Raw genomic sequence first — 22,860 nt, 5'->3', positions numbered from 1 at the left:
GCCCCTTAACTTGCCGTTTCGACCGACTCAATCGGCCAGTGTGCCCTCGACGCGGGTTCCCTGTTCGCGACAGACTTCGAGGCCGTGTTTTGCCGCCATGCCGGCGTCGTGGGCGGTCGATCCGGCGCCGACCCCGACCTGGAGTGTCACGTTGGCCGTCGATTCGACGTGTTCGATGATGGCCTCGTACGCCGCGGTTTCGAGTTCCGGACAGACCGCGATGACGTTGTCGCCGCCGACGAAGAAGGCCAGGCCGCCGTACTCGTCGTGGAGATGGCGCATGAGGGTGGCATAGCCCTGCTCGATATGAATGAACGTCGAGAAGGCATCGAGCTGGTCGGTGTACTTGCCCGTCGCGTCGATCACGTCGAAATGCGCGATCTGTATGTCCTCGTCGGTACGCTCGGTCGGATTGAGGGTGCTTCCCAGCAGGACTTCACGCCGGTCCTGATCCTGGGCGCTTCCCTGCTCCTGAAGGCGAGTGGTCGCCTCGACGAGCGCTTCGGCCGGCGTTTCGCCCAGTCCGATCCCCATACTGATCGTGACCGGATAGCGATTGCCGATCGACTCCTGGATGCGTGCGTGATCCGGGACGTCCATCCCGTTGGTCACCGCGATGATGTTGTCAAATCGGGTGAAAAAGGCGTACCCGCCGTGGGCCCCGATCTGCTGGGAGAGGTCGGCGAACAGCCGTGACTGAAGGGTCTGGAGGTCGGTCTCCCGCCGGGGTGCAGGGGTGACTGTCCACGGGCCGTAATTGTCGATCTGAATCAGGGTGACCTGCGTGTTCGTCACAATACGTGCATGTACTCGTGATTGGGGTTAACTTGTACGATATCGATCGGCGTCCAGCAGTCTTTTCGCCACCGACCGGACCCTGAATCGTTTACACCGGCCCACGCCCCCGGTCTGAAGTTACTAAAAGTAGTTACATACATGCCCGAGTGAACCCATATTCGTTACGTTTATGGCGAGAACGGCCGAAACTTGGGGTATGATGAAACGGCGTGGATTTCTCGCTGGCCTCGGCGCGGTGGGAAGTGCGGCCGTCGCTGGCTGCACGACATCGGGCGGGACCACCGGAGCGGACACCACCCTGGAACTGGCCTACGATGCGGCCCCACCACACTTCCAGGCCGTGGTGATGGATCAGGAGGGCTGGTTCGACGCGATGACTGCCGACGTGGACGCCGAGACGGCTGGCTGTAAGAGCATTGTTCAGTTACTCGTTTCCGGGAAGGCCGACGTGGGAATGATCGGGATCGTCCCGGCCCTGGTCGCTGCGGACTCGGAGACTCCGATCTCGATCGTCTCCGCGAGTTCCAAAAACGCCTTTGTGGTATTGATCGAGGAGGACGTGGCCGATCTGTTCGAGACCGATTCGGGTGGATTCGCCGAGTTCGCCCAGGAGACGGGCCGAAAATTCAAACTCGGCACGTACGCCAAAGGCAGCGTCTCGGACATCACGGCCCGGTACTGGATCAGCGAGGTGAGAGGGGCGTCTCTCGAGGACGTCGAACTGGTCCACCTGGATGGCCCCGGCGCGAACCGCCAGGCACTCCTCGCGGGCGAGGTCGATGGCTCGGTGATCCCTGAACCGACCCCGACGTTGATCGAGGAGCGGACCGACGCCCCCTATCGTCGTGTCACCCAGGTCGGCTCGTTCATCCCTGGTGAACCCGCCGGCGTGACCGTCGTGCGCGACGAGTACGCTGCAAACCACCCCGAGGCCGTCGAGGAGTTCGTCGGCAGACACGCCGAAGCGACGGCGTTCATCCGGGACGAGCGGGAGCAGGCCGCGTCGTACATGAGTTCGGTGTACGGCGGCGACAGTGCCCTGGATACTTCGACGGCTCGGAAAGCTCTCGATTCACCGGCCACACAGTACCTCACCGACCCCCGGGAGATCATGGATGGGACCGAAGTCCTGGCCGAGTACGCATCGCGTCTCGGCAAGACCGACTCGACGCTCGAAGTGCCGGAGCTCTTCGATACGTCCTACTACGAACAGGCGGTGGAGTGATCAGGATGGGCGAGGGATCGTGGCTTCCGGACGTCGAATACAACGGGCCGCAGCACCGCTGGTGGGAGTCCCTCGCAAAGGCACTGGTCTATCGGTTTTTCATGATCGTGCTCACGATCCTGGTCGCGTATGCCGTTACGACTGACACAACCGCGTCCCTGCAGATCGGTGTCGTCACGAACGTCATCAAGACCGGTACGTACTACGCCTACGAACGGCTCTGGGACCGCTTCCGCTTCGGGGGGCTGATCGATGGCTAGTCGGGACCTGCAAAGTGTTCCGACGGTCGCCTTCGATGTGGATCTGGGCTCACTTTCGGTTCCCCGGCGGGTACGACGTGGCCTCCTCGGCGCAGCCGTGTTTTTCCTCGGCTGGTGGCTGCTCGCGGGGACGATGCCGAGCTATCTGCTTCCGACCCCCGTTGCCGTCGTGCAAGCCTTCTTCACCGAGTTGACCACGCCCGCGACGCTCACGGCACTGGGTGTCGAGGTGCCGGTGACGGAACTGTTCCTGGTCCTCATCCAGAGCCTGATGCACTACGTCCCTGGCCTGCTCATGGGCGTTGGACTGGGGGCCCCGCTGGGGCTTCTGCTGGGATATTCCACTCGACTCGACGAGTATGTCACACCCGTCGTGAGTCTCCTCCGACCGATCCCGCCGCTCGCGTGGATGGGCTTCGTGATTGTCTGGATCGGCATCGGTCACGCGGGGGCGGCGTTCATCGTCGCCATCGGCTCGTTCTGGATCACACTTTTGAGCACCTACGACGGCGTCGCCGAGTTGCCCACGGAGTGGGTCGAAGTCGGCGAGAGTCTGGGCGTGGAACGTGACTTGACGATGCTCCGGAAGGTCGTCGTGCCGGGGATCGCCCCGTCGATTTTCACGGGCATCCGCACGAGCATCGGGCGGAGTTGGATGATCGTCGTCGCGGCGGAACTCTTCGGCGCGCCCGGAATCGGCTACCGGATCATCCACACGGCCCAGAGTCTCTCGATGGACGTGAGCATGGCCTACATGCTGGCGCTGGGGCTCGTGTACCTGGCCTCGGATTTTGGCTTTCGGCACCTCAGAGGGGTGATCGAACCGTGAGCCGCCCATCGATTACCGTCGAGAACGTCTCGAAACGCTACGAGACCGATTCCGGCGTCCAGCACGCCCTCTCGGGGGTCGATCTCTCTGTCGAGGACGGCGAGTTCGTGAGCATCGTGGGCCCCTCTGGCTGTGGGAAGACCACCCTGCTCAGGCTAATCGCCGGCCTCGAATCGCCCACGACGGGCCGAATTCTCGTGAATGGCGAGCCGGTCACTGGCCCGGGTCCGGATCGAGGGCTCGTCTTCCAGGCGGCGACGCTCTATCCCTGGCGGACCGTCGCGGAGAACGTCCGCTTTGCGCTGGAAGTCGATGACACGAGTTCGGCGGCGGCCGACCGGCGGGTCGAAACCCTGCTCCAGATGGTCGGGTTGACGGACCGGGCGGAGGCCTATCCGGACGAACTCAGTGGCGGGATGGCAAAGCGAGTGGGAATCGCCCGGGCACTGGCCCCCGATCCCGAGATCCTCCTGCTCGACGAGCCGTTCTCGGACCTCGACGTGGCGACCCGTGAGTCCCTGCAGGCGGACCTGCTCTCGCTCTGGCGTGATCTCGGGAAGACAGTCGTCCTGGTGACTCACACCGTCGGCGAAGCGGTTCGTCTCTCGGATCGGGTCCTCGTGATCCAGGGCCAACCGGGGCAGGTCGGCACGGACCTCGATGTCGACATCGACCGGCCGAGAGACCCCCAGACGGACAGTTTCAAACCCTACGTCAACGCCATTCGACGCAGTATTCGTGCGGACGCTCGAACCGCTCAGCCAACCACCCAACCGGTTCAGACAGATCACCCATGACCCTTCAGGTACTCGCACTCGCGGCAGACCGATTCGGCGATCGCTCGCTCAGCTACCCCTACTACCGGCTCCAGGAGGCGGGGCATTCCGTCGACATCGCCAGCCCCGACGGTGGGCCGGTGACGGGCCTCCACGGCGTCGATTTCGAGGCCGACTCCCCGATTTCGGCGGTTGAGGGGGCGGATTACGACCTGCTCGTCCTCCCTGGCGGGTACTCCTCGGAGGCGATCAGGATGCAGGCCCCCGAGGCCATCGACATCGTCCGGGCGTTCGACGAGCGTGGCAAACCCATCGCGTCGGTCTGTCACGGCGCGCAACTGCTCGTCAGCGCCGGCGTCGTCGATGGTCGGCGACTGGCCTGTCACCCGTCGATCAAGGACGACATCGAGGCCGCCGGTGGCACCTTCGTGAACGACGCGGGTGTGGTCGACGGCAACCTGATTACGGCCCGGGATTACTCCGACGTGGCCGAGTGGCTCGCAGCCGTCCTCGACGTGGTCGAAACTGCGACCGATGGTGGGGCCGTCGCTTCGTCACCGGAGCCCACCCGGTCCACCGGCTCGACGTTCCAGCCAATCGGGACCATTCACTCCCCGTATTCCGAGGAGTCGGGCATGCCGATCCAGGGGGCCTTCTCCGACGCCATGGGCGTCGTCGACCTCGACGAGGCGTACGTCGACGGCCTGCTCGACATCGAGGGGTTCTCCCATCTCGTCCTGCTCTATCAGTTCCACGCGGCCGAGTCCTATGACCTCCAGCCCCAGCCGTTCATGGAGGACACCACTCACGGCGTCTTTGCGACACGGGCCCCGCGCCGCCCGAATCCGATCGGCATGAGCGTCGTCGAACTGGAGAACGTCTCGGATGGAACCCTCTTCGTCTCCGGCATCGACGTGCTCGACGGCACGCCGCTGCTCGACATCAAGCCCTACGTGCCGGATTTCAACGGGGTCGAGTCGGCCCGGATCGGCTGGCTGGAGGACTCGATCGAGAACGAACGCCGCCGGACCGCCGACGATCGGTTCCTCGACTGACCGGGAGACGCGGGTTTTTACTCCCGGCTCGCATTCCTCTCACACATGGGAGACGCCGAGTCTGTACGAGGGTCGGGCTTTGTCGAGCGAACGCGGGTCCGCGAGGCGCTTTCGACGCTCCGTGAGGCGACGACAGTCTCGACTGGCACCGAGACGGTACCGCTCGAGGCGGCGGACGGACGCGTCCTCGCCGAAACCGTCGAGTCACCACGAAACGTCCCGGACTTTCCGCGCGCGGCCATGGACGGCTACGCGGTCCGGGCCGAGGACACGTTCGGTGCAGCCGACCGCTCACCCGCGACGCTGCAAGTTGATGAGGACACAGCCGGGCCCGAGCGGGCCACCTGGGTCCACACTGGAAGCCCAGTTGCCGAGCCGGCCGACGCCGTCGTCAAGACCGAGTACGCGCGCGAGGTCGGCGCGGAGGTCGAGATCAGCAGGGCCGCGGCGGTCGGCCAGAACGTAAGCGACGTGGGCGAGGACCTGGAGGCCGGCCAGCACCTCTTCGATCCCGGGCACCGCCTTCGACCCTCCGATTTGGCGCTGCTTCGCTCGGTCGAGGTCGAGACTGTCACCGTCAGGGAGCGACCCGACGTGGCCGTCATTCCGACCGGGGAGGAACTCGTCGAGAGTGACCCGGATCCGGGCGAGGCAATCGAAACCAACGGGATCATGGTCTCCTCGCTGGTCGAGCGCTGGGGCGGCGATGCCACCCATCGCGAGGTCGTAACCGACGACCGTGAGGCGCTCGCCCAGGCTATCGAGGCCGACCTGGACGCGGATCTGATCGTGACGACTGGGGGCTCTTCGATCGGGAAACGGGACCTGCTTCCGGCGGTCGTCGAAGAGCTGGGCGAGTTGCTCGTCCACGGTGTCGCTCTCAAGCCCGGCCATCCCGTTGCACTGGGTCAGGTCGAGGGGACGCCGGTGTTGATGTTACCGGGGTATCCCGTCGCCTGCATCGTCAACGCCTGGCAGTTCGTCCGGCCGATTCTCAACTGGACTGCTGACACGGAACCGGACGAACCGGCCCGGGTCGATGCAACGCTGAATCGGAAGATTCGCAGCGAACCTGGAATCCGGAGCTGTGTCCGGGTCACCGTCGAATACGACGAGGAGGGGCCGGTCGCCGAACCGGTCCACGAGAGTGGCGCGAGCATTCTGTCGAGTGTCTCGCTGGCGGACGGCTGGGTCCAGGTTCCCGAGTCGATCGAGGGATACGACGCGGGTGACACCGTGACGGTGGAGTTCTGGGAGGCCCTGCCATGAGCGAGCGCAAACAGTTCCGCGACCTGGCCGAGCCGGCTGCACTGCACGCGGCGATCGACGCCCTCGGTATCGAACCGGGCACGGAATCAGTACCGTTGATCGAGGCCGACGGTCGGGTCGCTGCGGAGCGCATCGACGCCGGGATCGACGTCCCGGGATTCGACCGTTCGACGAAGGACGGCTATGCGGTCCAGGCCGCGGACACCTTCGACGCCTCGGAGGGGGATCCGTTCGTGGCCGACCTTCTGGGAGTGGTCGAAGCCGGGGACAAACCGGAGACGGACGTCGAGTCTGGCGGCGTCGCGAGCGTTGCGACCGGGGCACCGGTCCCACCCGGGGCTGATGCGATTGTTCCGGTCGAACGAACGACGCGGCTGGAGTCAGGGGCCGAGTCCCGAATCGAGATCCGGACTGCCGTGGCCCCAGGTGATAACATTATGCACAGCGGCGACGACGTGGCCGCAGGCGATCGAGCGATCGGCCCGGGAACGGTACTCACGACCCGGGACGTTGGCCTGCTGGCGGCGATCGGCGTCGAGGAAGTGCCGGTCGTGGAACGGCCGACAGTGGGAATCGTCTCGACCGGGAACGAACTCGTTCGCCCCGGCGATCCCCTGGACGACGAGCGTGGCCAGATCTATGACCTCAACACCTACGCGCTGGCCGCGGCGGTCCGTGCGGCTGGTGGCGAACCGGAGGTCGTCCCCCACATCGCTGACGACTACGATCGAATGCACGAAACGCTCGAATCCGTTGGCGAGCGGTGTGATCTGGTCCTCTCCTCCGGGTCGACCAGTGCGAGCGACGCCGACGTGCTCTATCGGGTGGTCGAAGACCACGGAAGTCTCGATCTCCATGGCGTCGCGGTCAAGCCAGGTCGCCCGACGATCGTCGGCGAGATCGCCGACACGGCTTACATCGGCCTGCCCGGCAACCCGGTCTCGGCCCTGAGCATCTTCCGGACGTTCGTCGCGCCGGCGATCCGCGAGGCGGCGGGCCGGCCACCCGAATCGGCCCCGACACTGGACGGGGAGATGATCGCACCCAAGCGCTACACCGAGGGCCGGACCTACCTGCTTCCGGTGGCGGTCATCGAAGACGAGTCCGGATCCGTGCTGGTCTACCCGGTCGACAAGGGCAGTGGCGCGATCACCAGTCTCACCGAGGCCGACGGAGTCGTCGAAATGCGCCCGGAGACCGAACTCCTCGAACGCGGCCAGTCGGTCACCGTGGATCTGTTTTCCGGAGATACTCGGCCCCCTTCGGTGCTTGGAATCGGGGAGTCCGACCCGCTCCTCTCCCGGTTGCTCGACCGAATCGATGGCCCACGCTATCTTCCGCATGGCAGCCGGGAGGGACGGCGACGGTTCCGGGACGGAATTCCGGATTTCGCCCTCCTGGCCCCTGCCGACGCCGAAGCGGTCGACGGTGAGGTGCTTGGAACGTTCGATCGTGAGTGGGGACTGGTCGTGCCGTCGGGCAATCCGGCGAACGTTTCTGAACTCGCTGACCTGCTAGCGGCCGACTCTTTCTACAACCTTCCGACAGTCTCTGGCCTGCGTTCGGCACTCGATGAGGCACTGGCCGATCTGGCCGCAGAACGGGACGTCTCGGAAGCCGAACTCGCCGACCGGATTCCCGGCTACGACCGCACCGTGAACGGGATCCGGAGTCCCGCCAGACGGGTCGCCCAGGGAACGGCGACGGTCGGCCTGGGGCTCCGGTTCGCGGCGAGTGAACTCGACGTGGACTTCGTTCCGCTCGGCACCCAAACACTCACGATCGTCGCCGCACCGGACCGCGTCGAGAAACCCGGCGTCAGGGAGCTCCAGTCGGTTTTGGAGACTGACCTGCCGGGAATTATCGACGGGACACCGGGCTATTCTGCCTAACGGGTCTACTCCTCGGCTCCCTGGAACAGGTCGAGTACGTCGTTTACGACCGGGTTGTCGGCAGCCACCAGATATCGGCGACCGGCGACGATTTTCTCATCGGGCTGGGCGGCGACGTGGCCGTTGGTCTGTGAGATGATCTGGACGCCTTCGGGGAACTCGATCTCGGAGATACGCTTGCCCTTGATCGGGGCGTCGTATCCGACCTGAATATCCAGGATCTCCAGGTCGCCGGTCACGTCCTCCAGCGTGCGGACGTTGCTTCCACTGATCGCGTTGACGGCCGCCCTGATGCTCGCACGTTCGGGGAAGTAGACCTGGTCGACGAAGTCGGCGTATTCGTCGCCACACTCGTCCTCGATCCGGGCCACCGTGCGGAGGTCGGGATCGATCTGCCTGGCGACCAGGCAGACCGCGAGGTTGGTGTCTTCCCGGTCGGTCAGCGCGGCAATCGTTTCGGTTTCGGGTCGGAGCGCGGATTCGATAACCGAGGGCCTGGTCGCGTCCCCCGCGACGAGTTCGAAATCGCGATCGGTCTCGTGAGCCTCGTCCGGATCCCGTTCGATAACGGTGACAGGCCGTCCCCGGTCAGCGAATCGTTTCGCGACACGTCGTCCGACTCGACCGCCACCGGCGACGAGCACATGGTCAGTTTTCGTCATGAGCTTTCATACCGGACGGACCCTCATAAACGTTCATTACGGATTCCGGCTTGGGTGCGGCTTTATCTATCTGGCGTGCCTTCACAGTAGTATGCCCGAGGAAGTTCTCTTCGAATCCGAACAGCACCAGACCCGCGAACAGATCGCAAACGCCCTCTCGGCGGTCGCGGAGAAGTTGCGAGCCGGTGAACCGATGACCCTCCGGACGGGCAACGATTCGTACACTGCCGATCCGCCGGCCCAGCTCACCTTCGAAGTGAAAGCGGAGCGAGAAGGGCCGGTTGACGGCCCCGGCGAGCTTAGCGTGGAGTTCGAGCTGGAATGGCCCGAGGACGGCGGTGACGGGGCCGAATCGGGTGGCGAGCTCGAGATCGAATAACGGGGATTTTCACCGAACCGGCTGGAAGAGTTAAGGCCGGGGCGGGAGTAGCGGGCCCAACCAACGACATGGCCTGTGCTCGCTGGGTGCCGTCGTCGGCCCGCAGGTGGTTGCATGCCTAGTCGGGGCTGGGGCTCTGGAGACGTGTTGAGTCGGCGGGTCGGCGCCCACGTCGACGAGCTAGTCCCGAAAACTATCGGCGACGTCGACTCGGTCCAGTTTACTGGCACCGGCGCCATTCGGAACTGTGTCCTCCCTGAGTCGGCCGTCGGCGGTATTATCGAACTTCGCGCCCAGGTCGGGGAGAACTCGCAGTTCGAACTCCAACTCACCCAGCGGATGCAGCGGCGTGGTGGCAGCGCTGCGGGGGAGTCACCGGACTGGACTATCGAGACGACTTTCGCTCGGACCGAAGAGTCCGGACTCACGAACCTGGACCCGTTTCACTACGCCGTCGATGTCCGAGAACGGACTCCTGTGGGAACAACCTCGGAATCGACGGTTAGCTCTCTCGAAGCGATCGCAACCCACGGCAAGTACGGCCACGAGGAGAGTGTCGCAGCGCTCCTCCTGACCGAGATCGTCGCGAATCGAAAAGCCAGCACTGACAGCGAGCGTTCGAACCGTGTCTCACATGCGGGTTCGCTGGCGATGCTGGGATCGTTCAACAGTGCCGTCGATCAGGGCCGAATCCCCTGGGATGAGGGGTCCCTGGACTGGCAGACCGTCGATGCGTTGCTCGGCCCCGACGCGGAGACGCTGGCTGCCACGGTGAACGTCGAGACGGCCGTTTCCGAGACACAGCGTCGGGCGGCAGCCAAGGGGCGTCACTTCCCTGACGCGACGGCGACCGACGCAAACTCGGACGCTAACCCAGGGACTACCGAACAACTGAGTGAACTGCTGGCCGACATCCAGTCGGTGACCCTGGAGATCGACGGGCCGACCATCACCGCTTCCTCGGCCACAGTAAAACGGCAGCGAGCGCGTCTCGAATCCATGCTGGAGTCGTACCCGGAGCGGTTTTCGGTGGCGCTCCGGGACGGGAACTTTGGTATCGCCTCTCGGGTCACGGCGGACGAATCGGAGCCCTACGAGAAACTGGTCCTCGTCTATGCGTTTGCCGAACTGTATCAGGCTATCGAGGAGTTGCAGCGATCCGAGGCGGCCGTCCGGCAGATCGCCGCCGCCATCACTGCCTTCGGGACTGCGATCGATCGGGGCAACGCCGAAATGGCCGAACTGTCGCTGAAACGGGCCTCCGATGCCTTTGTCGTCGTCACCAAGCAACTCGTCAACGGCGCGCAGCCGAGACTGGACGACCTTAAAGGCGTACTAACGTACCACGATCTCGGCGATACGTTCGACCGACACGTCGATCGCCGGGAGGAACTCGGCAGAAGTGCTCGTTCGGAGTACGACGCCGTCGCCGATGGCCTCGTAGCTGCGGCTCGACGACAGCACGAACGTGCGGAGAAAGCCCGGGAGGCCTTCTACCTGTTCACGAACGAACGCAGTCGCTGAGTGGTGTGAAAACGTAGTTCGTCCAAATCGGACGAATCGCTTAGTTCCGAACGACGTTCGTGGCGCGCGGGCCCTTGGGAGCCTGCTCGATGTCGAAGTCGACGTCCTGTCCTTCCTCGAGGTCCGGGCCACCGACGTCCTCCATGTGGAAGAAAACGTCTTCGTCCGCGTCCTCAGTCTCGATGAATCCGTAACCGCCCGTGTCGTTGAAGAAATCAACCGTGCCGTTTGCCATTGCAAATTAACACAGGCCCGACACTCGGATAACCCTTCCGAGGGTCACGGTACCACGAGGGGGAGCCAATGCTTCGAATTGTGTGGTAAAGTGCCGCATAATCCGCGTGTCTGCTCGAAGCACTCGATTAATCCGAGTTAATCCGCAATTACTCGAATTTAATTCGAATTGACTGTCGGCACCATTCATATGCACGCCGCGTTCAGTAACGTGTGCCCCTGGAGGCCGCCCGGGGGTGGGTCAGGCCGCCCACCAAGGGGGAGCCTTCAGGGTAGAGGGGGAGAGGGGGGGAATCCGGCCCGCCGCCCACACTACCGCCACCACCCACCCGAATCACCTTGCTGGTCCCGTTGCACCTGACCAGTCGAGGGGCGTCGGGATTTCCTGTACTCACTTCCAATTCCTGGACAGAAAACTGATTGTCCGGTGGTCCCAAGCCGACGTATGGACCTCGAGATCGACGGCGGCGTGTTGCTCTACGTGCTCGGGGTCGGTTTTGCGTTCGCTGCGCTGGCTTACTTCGTCCGGGACGTGGTTTTCTCCCTCTCGATCACGGTGAAGGCCGCGCTTTTGCTCCTGGCCTTTCTTGTGGCCCTCCTCGGCGGGCTCACCGTGAATCGCGCGGACCTCGACTGGCTCTCGATGGTCCTTTCCGGGGCTGCTTACGTGGTCTTTCTCGGGTACGTGGTCACGCGATACGCGTTGGGTCCGACACACACCTTCTTCGTCCTCGCGGTATCGGCCGTGTTGTTCGTCGCTCTCGGCTATGGTCTTCGGCAACATCGACCAGATGTCCCCGGGCGGACGGGCGTCGTTCTGATGATCGCACTTGTCGGTGTCGGGATTTTGCTGGTTGGGGCCGATGTCGGGACTGTAAACCTGACGAGTGACGTCGAATTCGAGGAGTCGGTGACGGTGACCGCACCGGCCGAGCGGACCGCTGACCGAGCGACTGCGCCCGGGGAGGCTGTGATGGGGACGATCACCGTGACAAACCCGGGCCCCTTCACCAGGCCGCTGACCCTGCCACAGCCGAGTGCCTGTCTGGCTGGCGTCGACGTTGGGGATGGAGACGTTCACGTGGATTATCGCCCACGAAGTTACGAGCGCCCGGATCGGATCGCTGGGGGTGAATCACAGACTTACCAGATCGTCGTGCGAGCGCCGGTGCCGGGCAACTCGACCGAGAGGACATACGCGATCGAGCGGGGGGCAGATTGTGCGGGTTCGTGGAGCCAGCCGACGGTCGTGGTTGACGTTCCTGACGTGGGGGAGACATAGTGACGCCTGTTCTGCCAGGTGGGATCGATTCGTTCGATAGAATCGGATGGCTTCGTGAGCGTAGGGCTCACCTGTGATGTCGCTCGACTGGAGACTAGCGCGGCAGGTAATACCAGCCTTAACTAAGGGGCCGGCGATTGAACGGTCGGTCATGGGATTCCTCCGCCCCCTCGCCGTCAACGCGGTCGTCGGCCTCATCCTCCTGTTACTCGCGAACGCCATCGGCCTGGGCGTCCAAATATCCCTGGTTACACTTCTGGTGTGTGCGGTTTTGGGAATCCCCGGCGCAATCTTGGTGATACTGCTCGCACAGTTCAATATTGCCTTCATGGCCGTGCTGGTTCCCGTATTCCTCGTTTGAGTCTGCCCGGATCTTTGGACCTGGCGTCGTCAGAGGTGGCAGGTCGGGGCGGACTGTGTCACCGGAATTAATGTGTCCCGAGCCGTGCTGTAGACGCATCACGACGCCCGGAGTGAAGGGGAACGTCCGGGTGACTCGTCGCGAATACGCATCGCCATTCGTGAAGGCCTCTCATGTGTTTGTCTCTGACAAGTTACTCTATCCGGACCGTTCCGGCATTAGAAATCCCGATATTTGTCACGTGGATCGCATCGTCTGTTGACTGGAAGGTGTGGGTTATGGTGGTGGAATTGCCGTCGACAGTCACTTTCACATCAAATTCGCCAGTTTGGTTAAACTGTGCCAGATTGAGATCGGATTCTGCCTCAATAGTTCGTCCGTCAGAGTAGACGAGTCCAGTCTCATCAGAGATCTCCACGACGACCGCGTGATCCGTATTATCCTGGTTGACGAGTTTCAGCTCCCGACTCGTGTCAGTGTCACTAAGGGGCCCCGAACAGCCAGCAGTGACGACAAGCAACCCCACAAAAACACTCAGGACGACGTATTGGTATCTGCGGGTCACATTGAATGCTAGTCGCCAGTTCCTGAAAAATCCCTGGCACGGTCACACACCTCTTTTAGCCTTCCCGGATACTACAAGCCGACCATTGTCAAACTCATGCTCAACTTGGAATCATTTAGGAATCAAATCCTTCGGGAAATCTTCAAAAAATCCCTCCCCCATTTTCGTCCTACCCATGAAGCCGCCACTACGCAATGTGGCGATTTAGTGTGTACGAAGAAGGGTTATGGGGCCGGAGGGATTTGAACCCCCGATCGACTGATATCCCCGGTACGCCTCGGCACTCCAGAGGGTCGTCATCGCGAACGAGGGCCAGTCGAACGCTCGGTATACCAGTCTGGAGTGTCGTCGTCGGCAAACCTCTGGAGTCAGTCGCCATTCCTGGCTTGGCCACAGCCCCGTACCCCCTGATTGTCGGGTACGGCTAAAGGGCGTTACGATTCGAGTCAAACCCAGGGGGCCCGATCTTCCTCGCCCTCCCCCGGGTAGCCGTACTGATCCTTGGTCTCCTCGTCGGTGGTCGTGACACCGTCCGATCCGCCGTCGGTCGAGGTCGGGGTCCGGGGCGTGAGCGTCTCGGTTGCGGACTCCTCGGACTCGTCCGTCGGGTCGATCGCCAGGAGCGCGGCCATGGCGAACACCGGCAGCGGGGCTTCGGTGGGCACGAGCCCGATGATCGAGAGCGCGAGTGTCCCCAGTGCGACCGCGCTGCCGAAGCGGAAGCGGTCGATATCGACCATGTGCTCGATCCGCGGGCGAAGCAGGACCAGGAGCAGGGCGAAGCCGACGCCCGTGCCACCGGCGGCCATCGCCCGGGCCACGAGTTCGAGATCCGTCGTGACCGCGACGGAGAAGGCTCCGGGGTTGAGGCTGGCGATGGCACCCAGGCCGATGATCACACTCGCGCGCGGCAGATATTCCCCGATGGTCGAACTGGCGGTCTTCGCGGCGATTGCCACGATGACGATGGCCGCAAAGCGCTCGAAGATGACCACGTCGATGACACTCGCGATCGTCGGGGCCATCGCGGCTTCCAGCCCCGCAATCAGGATCAACGGGATCCCGACCATGAGGACCTCCTTTGACTGCTGGACCGGGTCGGCCTCCATCTCGACGAGGACGACGGCCACGGTGGCACTCCCACCGAAGACCAGCAGTCCAACCTGGAGGATGCCAACCGTACTCGAGAGCGCGTCTGCGAGGACTAGCGCCGGAAATATCCCGTCGATGAGCGGGAGGAGCATGACCGTCGCCAGGAGCTTGGTGGCACCGCCCACCTGCTGCTCGAGGCGAAGCGCGATCGGGTGGCGTGAGCTACTCATCGACTAGGCTGGGTGCCCATAACCATGTGGGTGCTGGCGATGTATGCGGTGATGCCTGCGACCGTCGGCCCGCATGAGCCAGACCGAATTCCCCGCGTTCACATTCTGTTTGCCGAAAAATGTGTTGTCGCCGGTGGCGAGAGGCTGTTCGCCGGCGATACATTCGGCAATGGAACTGACGGGGTCCATACACGTATGTCGGTCGGGTTCCCTCATAAATATAGCGTGAGAGGCGGCCACATGGAACGTGCGGCATTCGGTTTCCGGTTCTCGCAACCCTTTTGGCCCAGCAGTTGCTGCGTACTACATGGCGAAGGATTCTCCCCCGGCAGGGACGTTCACCGAGAAGCTGCAGGTCCCGGAGGCACTCACGTTCGACGACGTACTGCTCCGACCGGCCGAGAGCCGCGTCGAGCCCGACGAGGCAGACGTGAGCACCAGGGTTTCGAAGAACATCGAACTCCAGATTCCCATCCTCTCGGCGGCGATGGACACCGTCACCGAGGCCGAAATGGCGATCGGGATGGCTCGAGAGGGAGGTCTCGGCGTGCTCCACCAGAACATGAGCACGGAACAGGCCGTCGCGGAGGTCGAACAAGTCAAACGAGCGGACGAGACCATCATCCGCCGCGAGAACGTCGTCACCGCAGCTCCCGACCAGACGGTCAGCGAGGTCGATGCGATGATGAGTGCCGAAGGCGTGAGCGGCGCTCCGGTCGTCGACGAGGACGATTCGGTTCTGGGAATCATCTCCGGGACGGACATCCGTCCGTATCTGGAAGTCGGGGACTACGACGCAGTTCGTGAGGCCATGACCGACGAGGTCATTACGGCCGGCGCTGACGTCACTCCGCGGGAAGCGCTGGAGCTCATGTACGAGCACAAGATCGAGCGGGTCCCCATCGTGGACGAGGACGACCGCTTGGTCGGCCTGGTCACGATGCAGGGCATCCTCGCCCGGCGCGAACACGAACAGGCTGTTCGTGACGACGACGGCCGGCTCCGGGTCGGTGTGGCCGTCGGTCCGTTCGAACAGGATCGAGCCGTGGCCGTGGACGAGGCCGGAGCCGACGCCATCTTCATCGACACCGCTCACGCGCACAACCTCAACGTTGTCGACAGCGCGCGCGAGATCAAGGACATGGTCGACGCTGATGTCATCGTGGGCAACATCGGAACCGAAGAGGCGGCCCGTGACATCGTGGACTTCGCTGATGGCCTGAAGGTCGGGATCGGCCCGGGGAGCATCTGCACCACGCGGGTCGTCAGCGGGGCGGGGATGCCCCAGGTCACTGCCGTCGCCGAGGTAGCAGACGTCGCCGCCGAGGAGGACGTGCCGGTGATCGCCGACGGCGGTATTCGGTACTCCGGGGACGCCGCCAAGGCACTCGCAGCAGGGGCCGATGCAGTGATGCTGGGATCGTACTTCGCTGGAACCGACGAAGCACCGGGGCGGGTGATTACGATCAAGGGCAAGAAGTACAAGCAGTACCGTGGCATGGGCAGTGTGGGTGCGATGCAGTCCGGCGGTGGCGAACGGTATCTCAAAGAGGAGACAGAGGACGAGGACGACTACGTGCCCGAAGGGGTCGAAGCCGCGACCCCGTACAAGGGCCCGCTTGCGAACGAACTCCACCAGCTCGTCGGCGGAATCCAGTCCGGAATGGGTTATGCAGGGGCCCACAGCGTGACCGACCTGAAGGAGAAAGCTCGATTCGTCCGGGTCTCGCAGGCCGGCCAGCAGGAGAGCCACCCCCACGACGTGATGATTACCGACGAAGCGCCAAACTACAAGCCCCAGCGGGACTGAGTTCGGTCAATCTCAGTTGAGGTACAGCTTTCCGAGCCGGTAGACGCCATATATCGTCACGAGCACGAGCAGGAGCGCGACGATGGCGAATGTGATCTGGCCTGTTTCCAGCCATCCGCCGGTGAAGACGAGGGCACCCAGGAAAAACAGGATCGGAACCAGAACGTCAGCCAGGAGGTTTGCGTCTTTCATATGGAGTGGATCCGGTCTCGGTTGGACGCTTTCGTGTGCATGCTGCTGACTGACCCGTTCTTTCCTGTTGGCCTTCAAGATTCCCAAAATACGTGACCGGTGGGGCGTTCCGAAACTCGGGATCGTGAACGTGTTGCCGCTCGTTCGGCCTGATCCGCTTTTGTAGCTTACTTCGATGCGTTCTCGGCACCAGCGCCAGCACCCTGGCCCGCCGCGCCAGCACCGTCACTTCCGCCAGGGGTCAGTTCGCTGATGGTCTCGCCCAGTCCACCCTCGCCCGTCGAGTTTCGAACCGTGTCCAGCAATTCACCAACGAAGTCGGGTACCTGTGCGGGGAGGTCACTCGGTGGGCCGGCCTGCAGCAGTGTCTGTCCCGCGTCGGTCGCGACCGTTACGATCGTGAGTGGGTCTGCTTCGATCATCGCGACTGAGCGTATTCGACTGGGACACAAAAGGGGGGAAAGCCCTGAACCTGATTTCGAGCGGATTGTTCCCGATTTGGAACTCGATTTTCGCCGTTCTATCCCAGTACGTGGCGTTCGACGGGATTTCAGTCGAATTCATCGAAACGTGGGGGTATTCCCGCTTCTGCGCGTTCCACACCTTGGTCTGAGCGTGTCCGCTCCCCGCAGACTCACCCTGCCAGCGCGATGTCCAGATAGATCATGATGATGACGCCGGCCAGCAGTCCGAGGGTCGCCACGCGTTCGTACCCGCTCCGGTGGGTCTCGGGAATGATCTCATCGGAGATCACGAACAGCATGGCACCTGCGGCAAAGCCCATGGCGTAGGGGAGCAGGGGCTCTACAGTCGAGACGGCGAGTGCCCCAAGCACCGCGAGCGGGATCTCGACCGCTCCGGCACGAACTCCCGCAATCGCCGCATAGAGTCGGCGATCCAGGCCGGCGTTGATCGCCGCGACCGACACGGCTAGCCCTTCGGGGATGTTCTGCAGCCCGATCGCGAACATCAAGGACAGCGCGCCACCGAGTTGGTCGACCGCTCCTCCAGCGGCCCCGAATCCCACTCCCACCGCCAGTCCTTCGGGCATGTTGTGCAACGTAATCGCCAAAATGAAAAGCACCAACCCAGACAGTCGGTCCTCGGAGATGGGATGGGTCTGGCCCTGTTTCGCCGCGTCCCCTCGCGGTCGTCCGGTCAGCAGGTAGTGGGCGTGGGGGACCAGTCTGTCCGCCCGATCGAGGAAGAGTGCACCGAGACCCACCCCAATGAGTGTGGGAATCGGGTTGCCACCGGAATACTGCTCGATTCCCGGGATGATGAGGCTGGTGAACGCCGCGGCGAGCATCACGCCGGCCGCGAATCCCAACATGCCGTCGAGGGCTCTCTCGGATGGGTTCCGCCAGACGAGAACGAGTGACGCCCCGACCAGGTTCATGAAGGCGATGACGAGGCCGCCAGCGAGCGCCTGAATCACTGGTGAGGGGCCGACGAGTCGGACGAAGGCCTCGCTGAGTTCGATCGCCATTCCCTACTGGGTGGTTACTGTCGAACGGCTTAAGATTACGCGTTGTTTTTGAGCTGATCGAGCAACGGCCGACGCCGCTTTTCCATTCGATGGCGGAGTCGTTGCCGTCGCTGGTCGGGGTCGACTTTGTCGGAGTGCGGTTCGTTGGTTTCAACCGAGACGTTCACGCGCGTAGCGACGTTTTCCAGCGGCCAGCAAGGTTCAACCCCCAGGTGATTAATTCCGCCCGTCAGTATAACAGAACTACTTGGTAGATCAGGCAACACCTAAAGCCGTGGAATACCACTAACTAGTTGAAACAACGAGGTATAGGTCGCCAAGTGTCGATGACCTAAAACGAGACAATCAGACTAATGAATGGTAGCAACACCCAAAGCAGCGCCGAGTTGATCCACTCGGGCATCCCGGAACTCGACGAGTTGTTGCGAGGTGGGTATCAACGCGGCCGTGTCTATCTTGTTCAGGGGGTATCCGGCTCGGGAAAAACGCTGATCGGACAACATTTCCTCGAAGCAGGCCTCGAAAACGACGAGACCGTCGTCTACATTCACGGCGAGGAGTCTCAACGCGATATCCTCGCCAATTCGCGTCAGGTCGGCCTGGAGATCGGGGAGGCGGAGTTTCTCGACATCGGCCCCGGGACGGACTTTTTCGCGGATGACATCGCTTACGATCTGGTCGAGACGAGCGAGATCGAATCCGAGCGGTTCACCGAGGATATCCACGACGCCATCAAGGAAACGGATCCCTCGCGGGTGTTGCTCGATCCGATCACGCAGTTGCAGTACGTGGAGCGTGACGAGTATCAGTACAGGAAACGCCTCCAGTCGTTCATTCGATTTTTGAAAGACCGGGACATTACCATCCTCGTCACGCGGACGATCCGCTCTGATCGGAACCGGGGAGGGGCGGTCCAAACTGATATCGCATCACTGAGTGACGGGATCATCTCGCTTCACCTGGACGAGGGCGAACGACGAATCGGGATCCAGAAACACCGGGGAATCGGCCAGCGTGACGGGACCCACGGCCTGGAAATCCGGGATCACGGCATCGAAGTGTTCCCCCAACTGATTCCGGACCATAGCGAGCGGACCTTCGACCCGCAACTGAACTCCACCGGCCACGACGGCCTGGACGGGTTGCTCGACGGGGGGTTGGAACAGGGATCCATCACGTTCGTTAGCGGGCCGACAGGCATCGGTAAATCCACGATCGGCGCCCAGTTGCTCGAAGGCGCGCTCAGAAGTGAGGGCAACGCGCTGGGCTATCTCTTCGAGGAGTCAGTCGACCAATTCAGGTATCGGGCGGACAATCTCGGCATTCCGGTGTCGGAGTACCTCGAACAGGACGAGTTCCGCCTCAAGGAAATCGAACCACTCGTTCTGTCCGCCGAGGAATTCACCAGAATCGTGCTGCAGGACGTCACGGAGATGGACGCCAACATGGTGTTGATCGACGGGTTGTCCGGGTTCAAGATCTCTCTGCAAGGGGACAAACAGCGGCTCGTCCGTCGGCTCCACGCACTCACTCGCGAACTGAAGAACAAGGGGGTGTCCGTGGTCATTACGGACGAGAACCAACAGCTGACCGGCAATCACAACCCGACGAGCGAAAACACCAGCTATCTGGCGGACAACATTCTCTTTCTGTCCTACATCGAGTTGCAGGGCGAGTTGCACCGGACGATCGGCGTGTTGAAGAAGCGATTGGGAAGTTTCGACAGGCGGTTTCACCGGTTCTCGATCGTCGAGGACGAGGGTGTCGTCATCGAGTCCCCGTTCGACGACGTGCAGGGAATCCTACAGGGACGACCAACCCCTGTCGGGGACAATGAGTGACGCCGGCGGCAGTAACGAAAGCCGGGCAACAATTCAACTGGTGGTCAACGAGCGGGGCGACGAGCAAGCGTTGACCCACCTCCTGGGAGACCGGTACGAAGTCATCGCCGATGAGACACTCCAGTCGGCTGATTGCTACGTCGTCGACATCGCCGAGTTGCCGACTTATTCCGAGGCCCTTCGGGAACGAAAATCCAGTGCCGATCCGGCCTTTCTCCCGACACTGTTGATCCAGCGTCCGTCCAGGTCCATCGACGTGGATACCTTCGAATCCGGGGCCGACGGCGTGGCCCTCGTGGACGAATCCATTCAGGCGCCAGTCGGGAAGGCAACCATCGAACGCCGGCTGGACAATCTTCTCACACGCCGCGACCAGTCGCTGGCTCTGCAAAGTGAATTTCAGACCGTCCAGACCAAGTTTCGGCGACTCTTCGAGAGCATCCGCGATGCGATCGTCGTCGTCAATACTGATCGTGAGATAGTCAATTGCAACCAGGCGTTTACCGACTTGTTCGGCTACCAGTTCTCGGAGATCGAGGGCCAACCCGTCCACCAAATTTTTGAAAAGGCCCGCGAGTACCAGGATCTGGTCGCAGAATTCGAGGGGGAAGTAGACGATTCCGGTGTCGTCCCGGCGGTTTCGTATGAAACCAAATCCGGGGCGGTGTTCCCCGGCGAAACTCGGATCTCACGTCTCCGAGACGAGTTCGGCGCAGGGCAGGGCCACATCGCGATTATTCGGGACGTCTCGGAGCGCCTGGAACGGCAACGCGAACTGAAACGGTACGAAGCCGCGGTCGAGGGGTCGAGTGACATGCTCGTCGCGCTGGATCGGGAGGGAGCGGTAGTCTTTGCGAACGAACAGTATCGGAACCTTCTCGGGGTGAGCGACGACATCGCCGGCACGCACCTTCGTGAGCTTTTGGGGGACGACATCTACGAGACGGCTAAAACCTACCTCCAGCAGGCCTTAGATGGTGAGTCCGTAAAATACGATCGCGTGCAGCCCGACCGGAACGGCGACCCTCGAACACTGAGCGTCCACTATTACCCCCTTCGTGAAGGTCAGACCGAGGAGATAACCGGCGTGTTCGCCTCGATACGTGACATTTCGGAACGGGAAAATCGAGAACAGAAACTCCGCAAGTTCAAGCAAGCCGTGGACGCCGCCGGACATGCCGTGTATATGACTGATCCGGACGGCTACATTACGTACGCGAACGCGGCCTTCGAGGACATCACGGGTTATTCACCGACGGAAGCGATCGGGCGGAATCCACGCATCCTCAAATCCGGCGAGATGTCCGCGGACTACTACGAGGCACTCTGGAATACTGTGACCGAGGGCGGAATCTGGGAAGAGGAAGTTCTTAACGAAACGAAGGGTGGTGAAACGTATCCTGCACATCAGACGATTGCTCCGGTGACGAATCGGGATGGAGACATCGAGGGGTACGTGGCGATCCAGACGGACATTACCGAGCAAAAAGCGAACGCCGAAGAAATCCGGCAGCTTTCCGAGGTGCGGCGAATTTCCTCGGCGGTGAATCAACTCATTGCGAGAATGGGGCCGCGGGAAGACGTTCTCCCCCAGGTGCTTGACAGCATCGCGTCGAGTGACCGGTTCGGCTGCACGTTTTTTGCCGAACTTGACGCGGGCGCGGTGGAATTTCGGTGTGAATCCGGCTCCGAACTGGACCGAGCGGCCGTCGGACAGTTCCACACCGAAGCGTACGTCGAAGCGGTGACGGACGCTGGGGTATATCATCTTAAAGACGTTACCACGGGGCCGTTTCAGCAGCATGTCGAGCCAGGGCCGTCCCACGAGGGCTATGGTATCGAAATCGCCCACGACGACCACACGTATGGCGTCTTAACCGTTCACTTTCCCCCGGACGAACCCGCGAGTGACGAGGAGATCCAGTTGCTGATCGACCTGGCCGACGATATCGGGCTCTATCTCCACGCCAAGGAAACCGAGGAGGAACGGCAAACCTTCGCGGAAATCGTCCAGCAGATCGATGATCCGATCATGTTGCAGGACCTCGACGGGAAATTCGAAGTAATCAATCCGGCCGTCGCCCGCCACGCCGATCTCCCGAAGGAAAAACTCCTCGGCCGAGACGAGTTCGCATTTATGGAACCGGCGGATGCAACCGAGATATCGAGGCAGAAAGACCGGGTTCTGAAGCATGAAGCAGCCACGGAGTACGAGATGGAGGTATCGCTACCGGAGACGGGCGAGCGCGTCTTTAGCACGACGCGCTATCCCCACTACGATCTCGACGGGGAGTTAGACGGCACGATAGCAATCTGCCGGGACGTCACGGATCTGAAAACGCGAGAGGAACACCTCCGAGTCATTGACCGGCTTCTCAGACACAATCTGAACAACGACATGACCGTGATACTCGGCAACGCCGAGCAGATCCGAACGGACCCCGCAGCGGATGTGTCCCAGCTTGCAGAGCGGATCATTGACACTGGCACCGGGTTAGTGGAGTTAGCGAAGAAGGAGAGACAGATCGTCGAAATCCTCTCGGGGTCGAAGACGCCAGAGAAGGTCGCCCTCTCGCGAGTCGTGACTCGGATCCGGCGGCGACTCAGTGATCAATATCCGAACGGCACCGTCGTCGTAGAGGGGACACTTGACTCGGCAATCCAGGCAGTCCCGGAAATCGAACAGGCGCTTTCCGAATTGCTGGAGAATGGCCTGAAACATCACGACGACGGGCGACCTATCGTGACCGTAGCGACTGAACGGGACGGGGATTATCTTATCATTCGCATCAAAGATCAGGGGCCCGGAATCCCCAAAATGGAACGGCAGATAATCGAAGGCGACGCTGACAGAACCTCGCTCCTGCACGGGAGCGGCCTGGGATTATGGCTCGTCAAACACATCGTCACCCAATCGAACGGGTCGCTGGAGTTCGAGGAAAACGAGCCCCGGGGGAGTATCATCACGGTCCGGCTGCCGCTCTGGCGTTCCCAAGGACTTTGAAAGCGTCGGGAGCCATCCAGACGTGTCGGTTCGATCGTGAACACACGGTCGGAGCGGAGCTCCTCTCTGCGTTCAAATCCCTTGCCGCTTT

22 protein-coding genes and 1 tRNA gene are annotated in these 22,860 nt (G+C 62.2%); 14 read left to right on the top strand and 9 right to left on the bottom strand.

Annotation, left to right across the window (positions count from 1 at the left end; all coding sequences use genetic code 11):
* Positions 1-27 precede the first annotated feature (27 nt).
* On the bottom strand, positions 28-795 hold the full coding sequence (locus tag RH831_RS09070) for a GTP cyclohydrolase IIa (RefSeq protein WP_310553872.1): 768 nt from the start codon (positions 793-795) through the stop codon (positions 28-30).
* 199 nt (positions 796-994) lie between these two features.
* Here RH831_RS09070 and RH831_RS09065 point away from each other — a divergent pair, with 199 nt between their 5' ends.
* The 7 genes from RH831_RS09065 to RH831_RS09035 are packed head-to-tail and all read left to right on the top strand — an operon-like array spanning position 995 to position 8,104.
* On the top strand, positions 995-2,023 hold the full coding sequence (locus RH831_RS09065) for an ABC transporter substrate-binding protein (protein ID WP_310553871.1): 1,029 nt from the start codon (positions 995-997) through the stop codon (positions 2,021-2,023).
* Between the two features lie 5 nt (positions 2,024-2,028).
* A complete protein-coding gene (locus RH831_RS09060; protein ID WP_310553870.1) occupies positions 2,029-2,283 on the top strand; it encodes a DUF2061 domain-containing protein in 255 nt (84 codons plus the stop codon).
* Positions 2,276-3,112 carry an ABC transporter permease subunit gene (locus tag RH831_RS09055; RefSeq protein ID WP_310553869.1) on the top strand — a complete coding sequence of 279 codons (837 nt, stop codon included), beginning with the start codon at positions 2,276-2,278 and terminating at the stop codon, positions 3,110-3,112. The genes RH831_RS09060 and RH831_RS09055 overlap by 8 nt, the downstream gene beginning before the upstream one ends.
* The gene (locus RH831_RS09050; protein WP_310553868.1) at positions 3,109-3,909 is read left to right on the top strand and encodes an ABC transporter ATP-binding protein; all 801 of its coding nucleotides are present in this window, start codon (positions 3,109-3,111) and stop codon (positions 3,907-3,909) included. Before RH831_RS09055 ends, RH831_RS09050 begins: the two co-directional genes overlap by 4 nt.
* Positions 3,906-4,943 carry a tRNA (N6-threonylcarbamoyladenosine(37)-N6)-methyltransferase TrmO gene (gene tsaA / locus RH831_RS09045; RefSeq protein ID WP_310553867.1) on the top strand — a complete coding sequence of 346 codons (1,038 nt, stop codon included), beginning with the start codon at positions 3,906-3,908 and terminating at the stop codon, positions 4,941-4,943. The genes RH831_RS09050 and tsaA overlap by 4 nt, the downstream gene beginning before the upstream one ends.
* Positions 4,944-4,988: 45 nt before the next feature.
* Positions 4,989-6,212: a gephyrin-like molybdotransferase Glp gene (gene glp, locus RH831_RS09040; protein WP_310553866.1), complete on the top strand. Its 1,224-nt coding sequence runs from the start codon at positions 4,989-4,991 to the stop codon at positions 6,210-6,212.
* Positions 6,209-8,104, top strand: a complete 1,896-nt coding sequence (locus RH831_RS09035) for a molybdopterin biosynthesis protein (RefSeq protein WP_310553865.1) — start codon at positions 6,209-6,211, stop codon at positions 8,102-8,104. The genes glp and RH831_RS09035 overlap by 4 nt, the downstream gene beginning before the upstream one ends.
* Positions 8,105-8,109: 5 nt before the next feature.
* On the opposite strand, the gene RH831_RS09030 is transcribed toward RH831_RS09035, so the two are convergent.
* A complete protein-coding gene (locus RH831_RS09030; protein ID WP_310553864.1) occupies positions 8,110-8,766 on the bottom strand; it encodes a TrkA family potassium uptake protein in 657 nt (218 codons plus the stop codon).
* Between the two features lie 91 nt (positions 8,767-8,857).
* Between RH831_RS09030 and RH831_RS09025 the strand changes: the two genes are divergently transcribed.
* Positions 8,858-9,145, top strand: a complete 288-nt coding sequence (locus RH831_RS09025; protein ID WP_310553863.1) for an amphi-Trp domain-containing protein — start codon at positions 8,858-8,860, stop codon at positions 9,143-9,145.
* Between the two features lie 114 nt (positions 9,146-9,259).
* A complete protein-coding gene (locus RH831_RS09020; RefSeq protein ID WP_310553862.1) occupies positions 9,260-10,669 on the top strand; it encodes a hypothetical protein in 1,410 nt (469 codons plus the stop codon).
* A 40-nt stretch (positions 10,670-10,709) separates the two neighbouring features.
* Here RH831_RS09020 and RH831_RS09015 read toward each other — a convergent pair whose 3' ends face one another.
* Positions 10,710-10,904 carry a cold-shock protein gene (locus RH831_RS09015; protein WP_070364829.1) on the bottom strand — a complete coding sequence of 65 codons (195 nt, stop codon included), beginning with the start codon at positions 10,902-10,904 and terminating at the stop codon, positions 10,710-10,712.
* A 444-nt stretch (positions 10,905-11,348) separates the two neighbouring features.
* Here RH831_RS09015 and RH831_RS09010 point away from each other — a divergent pair, with 444 nt between their 5' ends.
* Together RH831_RS09010 and RH831_RS09005 are read left to right on the top strand one after the other, a co-directional pair.
* Positions 11,349-12,185, top strand: a complete 837-nt coding sequence (locus tag RH831_RS09010; protein ID WP_310553861.1) for a hypothetical protein — start codon at positions 11,349-11,351, stop codon at positions 12,183-12,185.
* A gap of 76 nt (positions 12,186-12,261) precedes the next feature.
* The gene (locus RH831_RS09005; protein WP_310553860.1) at positions 12,262-12,546 is read left to right on the top strand and encodes a pro-sigmaK processing inhibitor BofA family protein; all 285 of its coding nucleotides are present in this window, start codon (positions 12,262-12,264) and stop codon (positions 12,544-12,546) included.
* A gap of 193 nt (positions 12,547-12,739) precedes the next feature.
* On the opposite strand, the gene RH831_RS09000 is transcribed toward RH831_RS09005, so the two are convergent.
* The 3 genes from RH831_RS09000 to RH831_RS08990 all read right to left on the bottom strand — a co-directional run bounded on the left by RH831_RS09000 (position 12,740) and on the right by RH831_RS08990 (position 14,433).
* Complete coding sequence (locus tag RH831_RS09000) at positions 12,740-13,111, bottom strand: hypothetical protein (protein WP_310553859.1); 372 nt, start codon at positions 13,109-13,111, stop codon at positions 12,740-12,742.
* Between the two features lie 227 nt (positions 13,112-13,338).
* Positions 13,339-13,511: transfer RNA gene (locus tag RH831_RS08995), tRNA-Trp, on the bottom strand.
* A gap of 46 nt (positions 13,512-13,557) precedes the next feature.
* Positions 13,558-14,433 (bottom strand): DUF5794 domain-containing protein, encoded by an 876-nt coding sequence (locus RH831_RS08990; protein WP_310553858.1) that lies wholly within the window; start codon positions 14,431-14,433, stop codon positions 13,558-13,560.
* Between the two features lie 307 nt (positions 14,434-14,740).
* Between RH831_RS08990 and guaB the strand changes: the two genes are divergently transcribed.
* Positions 14,741-16,243 carry an IMP dehydrogenase gene (gene guaB / locus RH831_RS08985; protein ID WP_310553857.1) on the top strand — a complete coding sequence of 501 codons (1,503 nt, stop codon included), beginning with the start codon at positions 14,741-14,743 and terminating at the stop codon, positions 16,241-16,243.
* Positions 16,244-16,255: 12 nt separating this feature from the next.
* Here the strand turns inward: guaB and RH831_RS08980 are convergent, their stop codons facing one another.
* The 3 genes from RH831_RS08980 to RH831_RS08970 all read right to left on the bottom strand — a co-directional run bounded on the left by RH831_RS08980 (position 16,256) and on the right by RH831_RS08970 (position 17,924).
* Positions 16,256-16,435: a hypothetical protein gene (locus RH831_RS08980; protein WP_310553856.1), complete on the bottom strand. Its 180-nt coding sequence runs from the start codon at positions 16,433-16,435 to the stop codon at positions 16,256-16,258.
* Between the two features lie 167 nt (positions 16,436-16,602).
* Positions 16,603-16,857 (bottom strand): hypothetical protein, encoded by a 255-nt coding sequence (locus tag RH831_RS08975; protein ID WP_310553855.1) that lies wholly within the window; start codon positions 16,855-16,857, stop codon positions 16,603-16,605.
* A gap of 212 nt (positions 16,858-17,069) precedes the next feature.
* Entirely contained in the window at positions 17,070-17,924 is an 855-nt protein-coding gene (locus tag RH831_RS08970) for a ZIP family metal transporter (protein ID WP_310553854.1), read from the bottom strand.
* Positions 17,925-18,277: 353 nt separating this feature from the next.
* Here RH831_RS08970 and RH831_RS08965 point away from each other — a divergent pair, with 353 nt between their 5' ends.
* Both RH831_RS08965 and RH831_RS08960 read left to right on the top strand, forming a co-directional pair.
* Positions 18,278-19,765, top strand: coding sequence for an ATPase domain-containing protein (locus RH831_RS08965; RefSeq protein ID WP_310553853.1), 1,488 nt, complete (start codon positions 18,278-18,280; stop codon positions 19,763-19,765).
* A complete protein-coding gene (locus tag RH831_RS08960) occupies positions 19,758-22,769 on the top strand; it encodes a PAS domain S-box protein (protein ID WP_310553852.1) in 3,012 nt (1,003 codons plus the stop codon). The genes RH831_RS08965 and RH831_RS08960 overlap by 8 nt, the downstream gene beginning before the upstream one ends.
* Positions 22,770-22,860: the final 91 nt, after the last annotated feature.

It is taken from the genome of Halodesulfurarchaeum sp. HSR-GB (assembly GCF_031432215.1).
Classification (GTDB): Archaea; Halobacteriota; Halobacteria; order Halobacteriales; family Halobacteriaceae; genus Halodesulfurarchaeum.
Note: the sequence above shows the minus strand (reverse complement) of the source record. Positions and strands in the feature narration are given on the sequence as shown.